The 14,215-nt window shown below is 58.2% G+C and carries 16 protein-coding genes; 7 read left to right on the forward strand and 9 right to left on the reverse strand.

All coding sequences use genetic code 11. The features are described 5' to 3' along the window. Positions 1 to 80: 80 nt before the first annotated feature. Positions 81 to 1,961, forward strand: a complete 1,881-nt coding sequence (locus AC2FGE_RS07630) for a glycosyltransferase (RefSeq protein ID WP_496818612.1) — start codon at positions 81 to 83, stop codon at positions 1,959 to 1,961. A gap of 3 nt (positions 1,962 to 1,964) precedes the next feature. Here AC2FGE_RS07630 and AC2FGE_RS07635 read toward each other — a convergent pair whose 3' ends face one another. After that, the gene (locus AC2FGE_RS07635) at positions 1,965 to 2,612 is read right to left on the reverse strand and encodes a GntR family transcriptional regulator (protein WP_496818613.1); all 648 of its coding nucleotides are present in this window, start codon (positions 2,610 to 2,612) and stop codon (positions 1,965 to 1,967) included. A 99-nt stretch (positions 2,613 to 2,711) separates the two neighbouring features. Between AC2FGE_RS07635 and AC2FGE_RS07640 the strand changes: the two genes are divergently transcribed. The 3 genes from AC2FGE_RS07640 (at position 2,712) to AC2FGE_RS07650 (ending at position 4,961) form a co-directional block, all read left to right on the forward strand. Then, positions 2,712 to 3,356 carry a pyrimidine 5'-nucleotidase gene (locus AC2FGE_RS07640; protein ID WP_496818614.1) on the forward strand — a complete coding sequence of 215 codons (645 nt, stop codon included), beginning with the start codon at positions 2,712 to 2,714 and terminating at the stop codon, positions 3,354 to 3,356. An 86-nt stretch (positions 3,357 to 3,442) separates the two neighbouring features. After that, positions 3,443 to 3,691 carry a hypothetical protein gene (locus AC2FGE_RS07645; RefSeq protein ID WP_496818615.1) on the forward strand — a complete coding sequence of 83 codons (249 nt, stop codon included), beginning with the start codon at positions 3,443 to 3,445 and terminating at the stop codon, positions 3,689 to 3,691. Between the two features lie 73 nt (positions 3,692 to 3,764). Continuing rightward, complete coding sequence (locus AC2FGE_RS07650; RefSeq protein WP_496818616.1) at positions 3,765 to 4,961, forward strand: UbiH/UbiF family hydroxylase; 1,197 nt, start codon at positions 3,765 to 3,767, stop codon at positions 4,959 to 4,961. 12 nt (positions 4,962 to 4,973) lie between these two features. Here AC2FGE_RS07650 and AC2FGE_RS07655 read toward each other — a convergent pair whose 3' ends face one another. Further along, positions 4,974 to 6,101, reverse strand: a complete 1,128-nt coding sequence (locus AC2FGE_RS07655; RefSeq protein WP_496818617.1) for an aminotransferase class V-fold PLP-dependent enzyme — start codon at positions 6,099 to 6,101, stop codon at positions 4,974 to 4,976. A gap of 234 nt (positions 6,102 to 6,335) precedes the next feature. Between AC2FGE_RS07655 and hutC the strand changes: the two genes are divergently transcribed. Further along, the gene (gene hutC / locus AC2FGE_RS07660; protein WP_496818619.1) at positions 6,336 to 7,037 is read left to right on the forward strand and encodes a histidine utilization transcriptional repressor HutC; all 702 of its coding nucleotides are present in this window, start codon (positions 6,336 to 6,338) and stop codon (positions 7,035 to 7,037) included. Between the two features lie 6 nt (positions 7,038 to 7,043). On the opposite strand, the gene AC2FGE_RS07665 is transcribed toward hutC, so the two are convergent. Together AC2FGE_RS07665 and AC2FGE_RS07670 are read right to left on the reverse strand one after the other, a co-directional pair. Next, entirely contained in the window at positions 7,044 to 7,502 is a 459-nt protein-coding gene (locus AC2FGE_RS07665) for an Lrp/AsnC family transcriptional regulator (protein ID WP_496818620.1), read from the reverse strand. Beyond that, positions 7,499 to 7,954 (reverse strand): Lrp/AsnC family transcriptional regulator, encoded by a 456-nt coding sequence (locus tag AC2FGE_RS07670; protein ID WP_496818621.1) that lies wholly within the window; start codon positions 7,952 to 7,954, stop codon positions 7,499 to 7,501. Before AC2FGE_RS07670 ends, AC2FGE_RS07665 begins: the two co-directional genes overlap by 4 nt. Before the next feature lie 131 nt (positions 7,955 to 8,085). On the opposite strand from AC2FGE_RS07670, the gene ilvC reads away from it, so the two are divergent. Then, the gene (gene ilvC / locus AC2FGE_RS07675; protein ID WP_170689671.1) at positions 8,086 to 9,108 is read left to right on the forward strand and encodes a ketol-acid reductoisomerase; all 1,023 of its coding nucleotides are present in this window, start codon (positions 8,086 to 8,088) and stop codon (positions 9,106 to 9,108) included. Between the two features lie 45 nt (positions 9,109 to 9,153). Here ilvC and AC2FGE_RS07680 read toward each other — a convergent pair whose 3' ends face one another. Together AC2FGE_RS07680 and AC2FGE_RS07685 are read right to left on the reverse strand one after the other, a co-directional pair. Beyond that, the gene (locus AC2FGE_RS07680; RefSeq protein ID WP_496818622.1) at positions 9,154 to 9,609 is read right to left on the reverse strand and encodes an SRPBCC domain-containing protein; all 456 of its coding nucleotides are present in this window, start codon (positions 9,607 to 9,609) and stop codon (positions 9,154 to 9,156) included. Then, positions 9,606 to 9,917 carry an ArsR/SmtB family transcription factor gene (locus AC2FGE_RS07685; RefSeq protein WP_480541107.1) on the reverse strand — a complete coding sequence of 104 codons (312 nt, stop codon included), beginning with the start codon at positions 9,915 to 9,917 and terminating at the stop codon, positions 9,606 to 9,608. The genes AC2FGE_RS07680 and AC2FGE_RS07685 overlap by 4 nt, the downstream gene beginning before the upstream one ends. 79 nt (positions 9,918 to 9,996) lie before the next feature. On the opposite strand from AC2FGE_RS07685, the gene AC2FGE_RS07690 reads away from it, so the two are divergent. Next, positions 9,997 to 10,899, forward strand: coding sequence for a DMT family transporter (locus tag AC2FGE_RS07690; RefSeq protein ID WP_496818623.1), 903 nt, complete (start codon positions 9,997 to 9,999; stop codon positions 10,897 to 10,899). Here the strand turns inward: AC2FGE_RS07690 and glmM are convergent. The 3 genes from glmM to AC2FGE_RS07705 are packed head-to-tail and all read right to left on the reverse strand — an operon-like array spanning position 10,896 to position 14,188. After that, positions 10,896 to 12,239 carry a phosphoglucosamine mutase gene (gene glmM, locus AC2FGE_RS07695; RefSeq protein ID WP_496818624.1) on the reverse strand — a complete coding sequence of 448 codons (1,344 nt, stop codon included), beginning with the start codon at positions 12,237 to 12,239 and terminating at the stop codon, positions 10,896 to 10,898. The genes AC2FGE_RS07690 and glmM overlap by 4 nt on opposite strands. Before the next feature lie 33 nt (positions 12,240 to 12,272). Next, positions 12,273 to 13,271 (reverse strand): dihydropteroate synthase, encoded by a 999-nt coding sequence (gene folP / locus AC2FGE_RS07700; protein ID WP_496818625.1) that lies wholly within the window; start codon positions 13,269 to 13,271, stop codon positions 12,273 to 12,275. Beyond that, entirely contained in the window at positions 13,268 to 14,188 is a 921-nt protein-coding gene (locus tag AC2FGE_RS07705; RefSeq protein ID WP_496818626.1) for a dihydroneopterin aldolase, read from the reverse strand. Before AC2FGE_RS07705 ends, folP begins: the two co-directional genes overlap by 4 nt. Positions 14,189 to 14,215: the final 27 nt, after the last annotated feature.

Consider the following 14,215-nt stretch of genomic DNA (forward strand, 5'->3'; position numbering starts at 1 on the left):
CGCCTTCTGCCCAAGGTTAACCTGCTATTAACCTAAAATGATCAACCCTGACGACAGGTCGCTGCGTCAGGGTTTTTTTAATGGTTGAATTGAATCTTCAGAATTTCACCTCTGCTGCACCGATCCCGCCACAAGGATTACGCAAGCCCCTTGGGGCCTGCTTGATCGAACAAGGCGCAATCACAGCGGACCAATTGGGGCAAGCGCTGGACCTGCAATCACGGCAAAAGGCGCCACTGGGGGAAATTCTGGTTGGTGAGGGCTGGGTCAGCCGCGCCGATATCCTGACGGCATTGTCCGCACAAAGCGGTTGGCAAATTGCCGATCTCGAGGAAATCCCACCCGCCCCGGGCCTGTCCGAGTTCAAGCCGGTGGAATTCTGGCTGGCGCATAATGTCATCCCCTGGATGCGCATTGGCCCCCTTCTTCTGGTTGCGACTGCCCGTCCCGACCGGTTTCCAACCGTCACCGCCGAGATGCAAGATTGCCCCTACGCCATCATTCCCGTTCTGGCCGCGCCAGACCAGATTGACCGGGTGATATCGCAGCAATTCGCCATACCTTTGGCCCAAGCCGCCGAAACACGTGTGGATGAGGCGCAAAGCTGCCGCACCTGGACACCCGTTTCGCGCGCCGTTCCGGTTTTGGGTGCCATTGGGGTGATCACACTTTTTACGCTGATGCCGAAGTTCGGGCTTTCCGTTCTTCTGACTGCAGCTGTTATCACGTTGATCCTGTTCATGATCCTGCGGGTAGCAGGCGCGTCGGCCTTTGTGCTGTCGCAGATCAGACGACGAGAGGTTGATCACAGCTCCGCCCCGATTTCCCTGCGACAACCTTGTGTCTCGATCATGGTCCCACTGTATAAAGAGCGCGAGATTGCAGGCGCTTTGATCCAGCGCTTGCAACGGTTGACCTATCCCAAGGCGCTGCTGGATGTGATCCTGGTGCTGGAAGAAAGCGACGAAGTTACGCGCGAAACCGTTGCCAAGGTCGATCTGCCCAGTTGGATCAGAACCGTCGAAGTTCCCGAGTTGAGCGGCCTCACCACCAAACCACGCGCGATGAACTATGCGCTGGATTTCTGCCGGGGCGACATTCTGGGCGTCTGGGATGCCGAAGATGCGCCGCAGCCGGATCAGATCGAACGTGTTGTCGAACATTTCACCCAAGCCGCACCGGATGTGGTCTGCCTGCAAGGGGTTTTGGACTACTACAACCCCCGTACCAACTGGCGCTCACGCTGTTTTACGATCGAGTATAACAGCTGGTTTCGGGTTATTTTACAGGGCATTGCCCGGTTGGGCCTTGTGGTGCCTCTGGGTGGAACCACTTTTTTCTTTCGCCGGGATAAGCTGATCGAACTCGGCGGTTGGGATGCCCATAATGTGACCGAAGATGCAGACCTAGGCGTGCGCCTCAGCCGTGCCGGATACCGAACTGAAATGGTGAATACCACCACCTATGAAGAGGCCAACTTTCGCGCCTGGCCCTGGGTCAAACAGCGCTCGCGCTGGCTCAAGGGCTTTATGGTCACCTATCTGGTGCATATGCGCAGCCCCTTGAAACTATATCGCGATCTCGGATTGATGAGAATTGCCGGGGTTCAGGCGTTCTTTCTGGGCACACTGGGCCAGTTCCTTCTGGCCCCGGTGCTATGGGTGTTCTGGCTATCGACACTGGGTATTTCAAACCCGATGCAAACCATCCTGCCCCCCGCTCTCATCACGTCGTTGCTGGCGCTGTTTATTGCAACCGAAGCGATCAACATTGCGGTTGGAATGCTGGCTGTCGCCGCGCGCGAGCGGCGGTTTCTTCTGCCCTGGGTGCCGACTATGGGACTGTATTTTCCCTTAGGGGTCGTTGCGGCCTACAAGGCGTTGTGGGAGTTGGTGTTCAACCCATTCTTCTGGGACAAAACCCAACACGGCCAAGCCGCCGAGGACCTGCAACAGGTCTGAGCGTTAGTTCTCCCGCCGCACGGCATCTTGTTTGAGGCGCGTCATAAACGCGACCGAGATATGCTCTTTCAGGGCGTGGCCTGCGGCGTCTTCATCCCGTGCGGCAATGGCATCGACAATGGCTTTGTGTTCGCTCTGCGCAATCTCGCCACGCCCTTGAACCGCCAGTGACGTCGTTGCCATCAAGGCCATCGTGCGATGTACCAGGTCCAATTGCTGCACCAGATACCGATTGTGCGAGGCCAAATGTATCTGCTCGTGAAACCGACGGTTTGCCCGCGCCAAGGCGGTTGGGTCATCGACCAAAGCATCATCCTCGGCCACCATGTCTTGCAGAACTCTGATCTCTTCTTCGGTCGCATGCTTGGCGGCCAGACGGGCGGCCAGCCCTTCTAGCTCACGCCTGACCACATACAGTTCGGCCATCTGGTTGTGGTCCAAAGACGCCACGATCAGCGACCGCCCGTCCCGTTCCAACAAGGATTGCGTCTCAAGTCGCTGCAGCGCCTCGCGGATCGGAGTACGCGAGACACCAAACCGCTCGGCCAGCTCACTTTCGACCAGACGATTGCCGGGCTTATAGACCCCCACATCAATCGCTTCCAAGATCAGGCTATAGGCATCCTTGTTGGATTGTCGGGATTGGGGCATGTGTCTTACGTCTCCTCGTTCGGACATGTCTATCCGTGTCCGGGCCGTGCAATCAAGCCCGGCATTGAAAAGCTCTGCGTTGCAGCCTACACCCGCAGCATGGTCAAACCTGCTTTTAGCCACGTCACCCAATGGGTGTTCGATCTGGATAACACGCTTTATCCGCCGCATATGCGCCTGTTCGACCAGATCGAGGTGCTGATGACGGATTATGTCGTGCAAGCCATCGGCGTGGACCGGGCCGAGGCTGACCGGCTGCGCAGCCACTATTGGCGTGAATATGGTACCACGCTTGCGGGTCTGATGGCTGAACATGATCTGGATCCTGATCCCTATCTGCATGCGGTCCATCAGATCGATATGAGCCATATGGATGCCGATGCCGAACTGGCTGCCCATATCCGCGCCCTGCCCGGTCGGCGTATCGTTTATACCAATGGCAGCGCCCCCTATGCGGAGCGTGTGCTTGAGGCGCGTGGGCTGACAGGTCTGTTTGATGCGATCTACGGCGTCGAACATGCAGGCTATCGCCCGAAGCCGGAAAAAGAAGCCTTCGAGGCGATCTTTGCGCAGGATGGCATTCAGGCCGATAAGGCCGCAATGTTCGAGGATGACCCCCGCAATCTGGCCGCGCCTTACGAGATGGGAATGCGCACCGTTCACGTTGCACCCGATCCACATGAGGCCGACCATATCCACCACCACACGGACGATCTGACCGCCTTTCTGGCGCGCCTGCGATAGGCTGTCACACTGCGACGATCTGCACATTCTGCGCCCGAAGCATCGACCCTATATCCCGTTTTGCGACGAACAGAACGGAGACCCCGATGACCGCGATCGAGATGCCTAGGCGCCTGCCGATCTGGCAGCGTTTGTTTTATAGAATTCCCTTGCTTGGCTGGCTGGCGCGCGACGCCGCCGAGGGCGAACCAGAAGATCTTGTGTACACCGCGGCGGCGATCTTCAGCATGTGGGGCTGTTCAACTTTTCTGTTCGGACTACCGGGCCTTTATATTCCAGCGGTGATGATGGTTCCGGTGGTTTTCCTGATCCTCATTCTGGTTTCACGCGGCTAAGGCACGAGACAGGATGTCACTTGGCGCAGGCGGCGGAACCGCACTAGGGTCTGCCGGGAACGGAGTAAGCGCCATGACCAACAGCTGTGACATCCTGATTTCCGGTGGCGGCATCGCCGGCCTGACCGCGGCGGCCGCCTTTGGCACAGCTGGTTTCGATGTGATCTGCGTTGACCCGGCCCCTCCGATCACGGAACGCGATGTTGATGGGTCAGACCTGCGGACCACTGCCTTTCTTCAGCCCGCGCAGGCGTTGCTGGAACAGTGCGGATTATGGAACCGGCTGCAGGCGCACGCAGCGCCCTTGCAGATCATGCGTATCGTCGATGCGGGCGGCGACATCCCCGAACCGCGCGTGGTGCGGGATTTCAACGCCTCGGACATCTCGGATCAACCCTTTGGCTGGAACCTGCCCAACTGGCTGCTGCGGCGCGAGATGGTGGCACGGTTGGCCGAGCTTCCCAATGTCGATTTCCGCCCCGGAACCGGTACGGTCAGCCTGTTCACCCGCACTGCCGAAGCACGTGTTGGCCTGAGTGATGGCAGCCGCATCCTGTGCAAGCTGGTCATTGCTGCGGACGGGCGGAATTCTCCCATGCGCGAAGCCGCGGGGATTACGGTTCGCACCACACGCTATGGTCAGAAAGCGCTGGCCTTTGCGGTAACGCATCCGATTGCGCATGAAAATGTGTCGACCGAGATCCATCGGTCCGGTGGCCCCTTCACGCTGGTGCCATTGCCCGATTGGCAGGGTCAGCCTTCATCCGCCATCGTCTGGATGGAGCGCGGGCCACGAGCCGTCGAGTTGCAAAACCTCAATACCGACGCATTCGAGGCCGCGATGACTGAGCGGTCCTGCGGTTTGTTCGGGTCGTTGAAACTGGCCTCACGCCGGACGATCTGGCCGATCATCAGCCAATCGGCTGCACGCCTGTCAGGCGAACGCATCGCGCTCATGGCCGAGGCCGCCCATGTGGTGCCCCCTATCGGCGCACAAGGCCTGAACATGTCGCTGGGCGATCTTCGGTCACTGCTGGATCTGGCGCAAGCCCGACCTGATGGCCTGGGCGACGCGCAAATGCTGGATGCCTATCACAAGGCGCGCCATGCCGAGATTGACCTGCGGGTCAAAGGCATTGATCTGCTGAACCGCGCCTCGATGATCGAAGCGCGCCCGTTGCGCGATGCCCGCGCCATGGGGCTGAACGCCCTGTATTCTATGGCACCGGTGCGCAAGACGCTGATGCAGATGGGCCTCGGCGTTCGCTAAGGCCCGACAGGTTTACAGAACCTGATCCAGAACGCGTTTCAAACGGGAGATGGTGCCATCGACATCATAGAGCTTGTCGAGGCCGAACAGGCCCAGGCGGAACGTGCTGAACCCGGCCGGTTCGTCACATTGCAGCGGCACACCGGCGGCAATCTGCATGCCCAGAGCCGCAAATTTCTTGCCATTCTGAACTTCGGGATCAGCCGTATAGCTGACGACAACCCCCGGCGCGCCAAAACCATCCGCAGCCACTGAGACAATGCCTTTTTCTTTCAACAGCGCCCGCACGCCATTGCCCAAGGCCCATTGCGCCTGCCGCAGCTTTTCGAACCCGTAATCTTGCGTCTCAAGCATCGTATCACGAAAAGCAGTCAACGCATCTGTGGGCATGGTGGCGTGATAGGCATGTCCGCCGTTTTCGTAGGCCTGCATAATCTGGCGCCACTTTTTGAGATCCACTGCAAAACTGTCGGACTCGGTCTCTTGCAACCGCGCTTCGGCCCGTTCGGACAGCATGACAAGACCGGCACAGGGGGATGCGCTCCACCCTTTTTGCGGGGCCGAGATCAGGACGTCCACTCCGGTTGCTTTCATATCGACCCAGGCACAGCCAGAGGCGATGCAATCTAGAACCATCAACGCCCCGACCTCATGCGCGGCCGAAGCCATGGCGGTCACATACTCATCCGGCAGGATCACCCCAGCCGAGGTTTCCACATGCGGTGCAAAGACCACGTTCGGGCGGGTCTCATGAATGGTCGCCACCACATCTTCGATAGGTGCAGGTGCAAACGGGGATGGGCTGGAATTCCCGGTTTCCCGCGCTTTCAGAACAGTTGTTGCCCGGGTCAACGACCCGCTTTCGATGATCTGGCTCCACCGGTAAGAGAACCACCCATTTCGCACGACCAGAACGCTTGCATCCCGGGCAAATTGACGGGCGACAGCCTCCATCCCATAGGTCCCGCCACCGGGAATGATTGCGACGCCGTCAGCGTTATAAACCTCACGCAGCATGGCGGATGTATCGCGCATGACCTGCTGAAACTTCGACGACATGTGATTCAAAGAGCGGTCGGTAAAGACAACCGAGAACTCTTCAAGACCGTCTGGATCCACGGTTTCCAGCAATGCAGGCATTTCGAATCCTTCCCTTCGGCATTTTGTTGAAAGACTGGCGGGATTACATGGACGGGTAAAGTCAAAACGGCACGACAGAAATGACCCAAGGTCAAGTGAAACAATCCCCGTGATTCCGTGCTAAAGGCTTCAATTACAGCAAAAATGACGCCAATTAGTGTCAGCTCCCCTTTACACTTTTACTTGCTTCTGACCAGATGCATACACTTTTTGCTTGAAGGGATAATTTCACAGGTGAATGTTCAAAAGCGGATCAGCTTCCAGGTCGTTCGTGACGAAGTCAAACGCCGTATCGAAAGCCGCATCTGGCCTCAGGGCTCGCTTTTACCGACAGAAACGCAACTGGCTGAAGAGTTCAACTGCGCCCGCGCAACTGTAAACCGCGCGCTGCGCGAATTGGCTGATCAGGGCTTTGTCGAACGCAAACGCAAAAGCGGGACACGGGTCAAGAAAGAGCCCAGCCGCCATGCCAAGCTAGAGCTTCTGCTGGCCCGACAGATGGTGCAAAACCAAAACGCCGCCTATCGGTATGCTCTGGTCGAACGGAATGTCGAGTTCAGCCCAGGTTGGCTGACCTCGCAACTGGGCGTTTCAACCGATGCCAGCGTTCTGCACGTGATCTGCATGCACTATGCTAACAACCGCCCCTTTCAGCTTGAAGAACGCTGGATCAATATTGCGGCGATCCCCGAAGTTGAACATGCCGATCTGACCGAACAAGGCCCACAGGAATGGTTGCTGACCGCTGCGCCATTTACCGAAGCCGAAGTTTCGTTCTGCGCGATTTCCGCCGACAGTCGGCTTGCCGAGTTCATGGGAACCACGGCCGGGACGTCGATGATCCAGATGGAGCGCACGTCGTGGAAGGATGACATACCGTTGAATTTTTCCAGGGTGACCTATCATCCCGGCTATTGCATCCGGACGCGATATTGAACTTGGTCAGCCGATCGGCCCGGGCAGCCGTTCTTCGCTGAGCAAAACGTTCGCCTCAACATCTCCTGCGCCGGGCAGGGTCATGATCCGGCGGCGCAGCACTCGTTCGAAATCGGACAGGTCCCTAGCCACAACGCGCAGTCGGTAGTCATACAGCCCCAGCACATGTTCCACCGTTTGCACTTCGGGGATAGCACTGACGGCGCGTTCGAAATCTTCCAGACTGGCCTGACCTTTGCGGGCCAGTTTCACACCCAGAAAAACCGTGACCCCGAACCCCAAAGCCTCGGCATTCAGACGCAGCCGGCGGCCCTTGATCACACCGGCCTCTTCGAGCCTGCGAATACGCCGCCACGTGGCGGGTTGAGACAGTTCCAGTTTGCGACCCAAGCCACCGGCGCTTTGCGTTGCGTCCTGACGTAAGGACCGCAAGATTTGTCGATCAATTTCATCCAGTTCGATCATACCGGAAGCACCTCGTCCCGCTTGACCCGTGCGATATGCATCAACGCCTCGATATCCGCGATATGCGGCAGGGTCAGGATGCGATCACGGTACAGCTGCTGATAATGCGCCATATCCTTTGCCAGAATAGACAGGCGTACGTCCACCCTGCCCAGAAAGGTCTGGATTTCGATCACTTCTGGCACCTGTCGGGCTGCGGCGGTGAATTCGTCAAATGCGCGCGGCTGTGTTTTGTCCAGCGTCACGCGCAATGACACCTCGACTGCGTAACCCAAAGCGGCCCAGTCAATCACCGCCTCTTGGCCCTCGACAATCCCGGCGGCCTGCATCTTTTCGATGCGCCGCCAACAAACGCCTTGCGTGACCCGGCACCTCTCGGCCAATTCCGCAGTCGAAAGGCTGGGATCGGCCTGAAAATGGCGCAAGATACGGCGGTCAATCTCATCGAGCATGAATTTTCCATAATTCTTCGCGATAGCGAATAGATCTTCTTATTTTCTGTGAATACATGATGCCAACACGCTCGCCAATCGGAAAAACCCCCGGTAAAAGCAAATCAATCGAAACAGAAAGGACCGGCAAAATGCGCGTCTATTACGATCGCGATTGCGACATCAACCTGATCAAGGACAAGAAAGTGGCCATCCTGGGCTATGGCAGCCAAGGACACGCTCACGCGCTGAACCTGCGCGACTCGGGCGCCAAGAACCTTGTCATCGCCTTGCGCGAAGGCTCGCCCTCAGCCAAGAAAGCCGAAGGTGAAGGACTGCAAGTGATGGGTATCGCCGAAGCGGCAGCATGGTGCGATGTCATCATGTTCACCATGCCCGACGAATTGCAGGCCGAAACCTATAAGAAATACGTCCACGACAACATCAAGCCGGGTGCTGCGATCGCGTTTGCCCACGGCCTGAACGTCCACTTTGGTCTGATCGAGCCGAAAGAAGGCGTCGACGTCATCATGATGGCCCCCAAAGGTCCCGGTCACACCGTGCGTGGCGAATACACCAAAGGCGGCGGCGTGCCTTGCCTTGTTGCTGTCGACAATGACGCAACCGGCAAAGCGCTGGAAATCGGCCTGTCCTACTGCTCGGCTATTGGTGGCGGTCGCTCGGGCATCATCGAAACCAACTTCCGCGAAGAGTGTGAAACCGACCTGTTCGGCGAACAGGCCGTTCTGTGCGGTGGTCTGGTCGAACTGATCCGCTGCGGCTTTGAAACTCTGGTCGAGGCAGGCTACGCACCCGAGATGGCCTATTTCGAATGCCTGCACGAAGTGAAGCTGATCGTCGACCTGATCTATGAAGGCGGCATCGCCAACATGGATTACTCGATCTCGAACACTGCAGAATACGGTCAGTACGTCACCGGCCCGCGTATCCTGAAATACGATGAGACCAAAGCCCGCATGAAAGCGGTTCTGGACGACATCCAGCAGGGTAAATTCGTTCGCGACTTCATGCTGGAAAACGCCGTTGGCCAGCCGACTATCAAAGCGTCGCGTCGTGCCAATGACGAGCACATGATCGAAGAAACCGGTGCAAAACTGCGTGCCATGATGCCCTGGATCTCGGCCGGTAAGATGGTCGACAAAGAAAAGAACTAAGCCTGACACACGTCAGAGTTAGGGCGACCCAAGTGGTCGCCCTTTCTATTTCGTGAATGCGTTGGCGTAACACTCGCCGAGAACAAATTCCCAGCCTGTATCGTATCCGCCCCGTTTCTCCGGCGCCTCTGCAGCCCAGACTTCCCACCCCGAATGGGTCAATGTCACAAGGGTTTTGCCGGGATCGCTCTCTTCAAAAAGCACTTCAACCTGCGTGGGAAAGTCCTTGTTCGTGCCAGGATGCCAAGTGAACGCCACGCGCCGCCCGTCTTCATAGACCAGCACCTCGCCCCAGTCGGCCCTTTCGCCATCGCACATGGTTTCGTACACCGCACCACCAACCCAAGGCTCGATCATGACCGCCAGCGCTGGTTTTCCCTTGGAGGCCGACACTGCATGGCCGTCCAGCGGCCACCAGTTTGCAACGCGATGAACGAAAACATCAAAAGCCCTACTCGGCGCAGCGTTCACGGTAATAGATTTGACAATTGGATTGGTCATACATCGTGCCTTTCCCGATTGATTTCTTCTGCAAAACTACCCAGCACGTCCGACCAGTGTCTTTCCAGCCATGCCCGAATGCTGTCCAACCCATCTGGACGTGCAAAGTAAATACGACGCGTCCCTTCTGATCGGCATTCGACCAATCCGGCGTCAGACAAAACCTTCAGATGCTGCGATACCGCTGGGCGGCTGACGGGTAGCGTTTCCGCCAAGGCCCCGACCGCAGAAGGCCGGGCCGCTACCGCTTCGAAAACCCTAAGGCGCGTTGGATCACCTAGGGCTGAAAATGTATCATGGTAAGTCATAACTTACCGTAAGTTATAACTTACGTATTGTCAAATTCAGGCACGTGACATCTGTAAAATCAAAGGATAAGCGGGAGTTATGGTTCAAGACCCCAACTACCGCGATTGGAGTGGTGTGATTTCACTCGGCCTTATCTGGGGCGGTACGTTCATGGTGGTCGCCATGGCGCTAGAGGGATATGGACCCGTGACCGTCGCAACGGCACGGACGACGCTGGGGGCGATCACCTTGCTGTGTTTGATGGCTGTAACTGGTCGTCGGATGCCCGGACCGGATCGCAGCCTTTGGGGGGCGATTGTCATCATCGGGTTGCTGTCGACCGCTCTGCCCTTCATGCTGCTCAGTTGGGGTCAACAATATGTTCCATCGGCTTTCGCAGGCCTTTCCATGGCAGCGATCCCGCTGATGGTTCTACCATTGGCCCATTTCTTTTCCGACGAACCGCTGAATGCGCGCAGAATGCTGGGGGTATCTCTGGGGTTTGCTGGCGCTTTGGTCCTGATAGGTCCGGGGCTTGCCCAGATCGGACAAGGGGCCGAGCCTTTGGCCCAGCTTGCCTGTATCACAGCTGCGCTGTGCTATTCTGTGGCCTCGATCTTCACCCGGCGCTGCCCGCCAATCGACCCGGTGACTCTGGCCGCGCTAACGCTTGTGGTCGGCGCAGTTTGCTTGTTGCCACTTATGCTGGTCATAGAAGGGCTGCCGGAATGGGAAGGCGCGCGCTCGGGTCTTGCCATCATCATCCTCGGGCTGGTTCCGACCGCCTTTGCAACGCTTCTGCGGGTCTCGATCATTCGCAGTGCGGGGTCAGTCTTTCTGACGCTGGTGAACTATCAGGTTCCGATCTGGTCGATGGTGTTCGGTGCCTGGGTTCTGTCCGAGGCGCTGCCACTGCGATTCTTCATCGCGCTGGCGATGATCCTGACCGGGCTGGCGATCAGCCAGTGGTTCAGCCTGCGTAAATTGCTGATCGGCCGCTAGCCGGCAGCCGCTTCGACCTCGGCCACGATGCCATCGACCACCTGAGACAGAAGCGCATCATCCTCGCATTCTGCCATCACTCGGATCAATGGTTCTGTGCCTGATTTTCGGATCAACAGACGCCCCTGCCCGTTCAGGCGGGCCTCAGCATCGGCAATAGCCGCTTTAACGTTTTGCGCCTCAAGCGGGGCCTGACCGGCAGCATAGCGGACGTTCTTAAGCAGTTGCGGCACGGTCTCGAACTGCTGTGCCAGGTCCGAGGCCTTGCGGCCCGACAGAACCATTTCCGCCAGAAAATGCAGGCCAGCCATCAGACCATCACCCGTGGTGGCGTAGTCACTCATCACGATATGGCCGGATTGTTCGCCGCCCAGATTGAAGCCGCCCTCGCGCATGCGTTCGACAACGTAGCGGTCCCCAACCGCCGTGCGTTCCAGCTGCAAACCCTGCGACTGCAAATGCCGTTCTAGCCCAAGGTTAGACATAACGGTGGCGACCAAAGCGCCGCCTTTCAACTGGCCAGACTTGGCCCAGGCCGAGGCCAGCAAGGCCATCAACTGATCGCCATCCGCTACTTTTCCAGTCTCATCAATAACGACGACCCGATCCGCATCGCCATCCAGGCAAATCCCCACATGCGCGCCATGCGCCACTACGGTCTCTGCAGCCAATTGCGGCTGTGTCGATCCGCAGTTGAGGTTGATGTTTTTACCGTTCGGGGCAATGCCAACGGGGATCACCTCGGCGCCCAACTCCCACAGCACCTCCGGTGCGGTGCGGTGCGCTGCACCATTGGCGCAGTCGATCACAACCTTAAGGCCATCCAGTCGCACATCGCGCGGCAGAGAGGATTTGATCCGCTCGCCATAGCGAAAACGCGCATCGTCGACGCGGCGAGCGCGGCCGATATTCTGTGCCTGGGCCGGGTTGACACCCTCTTCGATCAGGCGCTCGATCTCGATCTCTGCCTGATCAGACAGTTTGAACCCATCAGGACCAAAGAACTTGATCCCATTGTCGATGGCCGGGTTGTGGCTGGCCGAGATCATCACCCCCAGATCGGCGCGCATGGACCGAGTCATCAGACCCACTGCGGGTGTCGGCACCGGACCCAGCAGCAGCACGTTCATCCCAGTTGAGGTCAAACCTGCTGTCAGCGCGTTTTCCAGCATATAGCCGGACAGGCGGGTATCCTTGCCAATGACCACGCGGTGCACGCCTGAGGCATCGCGGCGGAAATACCGCCCAACCGCAGCCCCGATACGCAAAGCCATTTCTGCGGTCATCGGATGTGTATTGGCCGTGCCCCGCACACCATCGGTTCCGAACAACTTGCGCATCAATGACCCCTCACCAAAATCGTTGAGACCGGATTACCGGACCGCAGCCCATAGACGCAAGGCCTGAGCGGTCTCAGTCACATCATGCACGCGGATGATCTGCACACCTTGGGACAATCCGTCCAGAGCCAGAGCGATTGATCCCGGTGCACGGGCGGTTTTTTGCGGCTCTTTCCCGATGGAACCGATAAACCCCTTGCGCGACACGCCCAGCAGAATCGGGCAACCCAACCCGTGAAACAGGCTGAGATTGCGCAGAAGGTCCAGATTGTGCTGTTCGGTTTTGCCAAAACCGATGCCCGGATCGACGATGATCAGGTCCCGGTTCAGGCCCATCGCCTCAAGACGAGCGATCTGGCCTTCCAGAAAATCGTAAACGTCCAGCACGACGTTATCATATTGCGGGTCGTCCTGCATCGTGGCCGGATCGCCCTGCATATGCATCACACAAACCGGCGCGCCGAGCCCGGCGCAGAACGGAGCAAGCTTGGGGTCGAAAGTAAAGCCCGAAACATCGTTGACCAAACCCGCCCCGGCTGCGCAGGCTGCTTTGGCCACCGCCGCCTTGCGAGTGTCGATTGAAATCAAAGCATCTGTTTCGGCCCGGATCGCTTCGATCAGCGGGCGTGTCCGGGCTATTTCTTCGTCTTCTGGGATAAAATCTGCGCCGGGTCGCGTGGATTCGCCACCGATATCCAGAATGGTTGCGCCATGAGCGACCATATCAGCCGCGCCTGCACGCGCCGCGTCGACGGTGCTATGTACACCCCCATCCGAGAAACTGTCCGGCGTGGCGTTCAGAATGCCCATGATCTGTGGTTGTGCCATATCCAGGCCCGCAATGGATGCGCGAGGACGGCTGAGGCAATCCAACTGATCAGCCGGGACCTCCGCCGCCACGACGACACCTGGTGCGCGATCCCGCGACAAAACCTCGACATGGGTGAACCAAAGCGCCTGACCCGCCAATGGCACAGCGCCATCGGGCCGAGCCGCGCCATGTTGAACGAGCGGGCGATAGTATTCCCTCACAATTGTGCCTGATCGACGGCAACCGCGCGCAACGGGGTCTTGGGCTCTTTCGGCAACTCTCCTCCGATAACCATCATCTCGCTGGCCTCGAATGTCGCGGCAAACCATGCCGCCAGAGCAACCGCGTTCGAAGGCGCAGCCGACGGACCATCAACTGCATCCAACACAATCTTGGACGGGGCCCAAACACAGATTTGGCCGTTTTTCATCGCCCAATCCAACTCGGTTCGAGTTGAAACAACCACACAGCGATGATCACGTGCGGCCAAAACCCATGCGTTTTGTTCGATGGACAGCAGGTCGATCCGGCGCTGAGTCATGGCGTGGCCGGTCTGCGGCACCACCAGATCAGAGGCGCCAACACACAGGATCAGCGGGCGCTGGCGATTTTCCAACTGATCGATCCAGCCTTTCAGATTGCCAGATGCAATGGCCTCATTCGAAAGGAAAACCAGACGCGGATGCGGACGTTCCTCTTCGACGACGTCATGATGCACGGCATCCTTGCCGCGCACGATTTCGACCCCTAATGCGCCGGGGCCGCGATCCAGTTTCTCGATCCGGACAAACACGCGCACAGCTTGTGGCTCAAGCAAGATACGCTCGGCCACACGTTCGGCCAGCGTTTCTAGAAGGTTCAGACGCTCTGCCGCCAGTTCATAGGCAATCGCTTCGGTCACGCGGTCATAGGACAGGATACGATCCACGTCATCGTCAATATCCGCGGTCAGCGGGCGGACTTCGACAACGATGTTAAAGCAGATGCGCTGGGTCGTGCCGCGCTCGGCCTGAAAAGCTCCGATCTCAACTTCGACGATGTGATCGCGAAGCGAGATGCGATCCAGCGGCCCCCTGGGCGAGGTCGCCTCGGACCGTTCAGACGGGTGCGCAAAGGCAAGGCGGATTTCAGAACTCATGGATCAGGCCTTTTCCGGCTCGTAAAA

The organism is Ruegeria sp. YTSA075 (assembly GCF_059610245.1).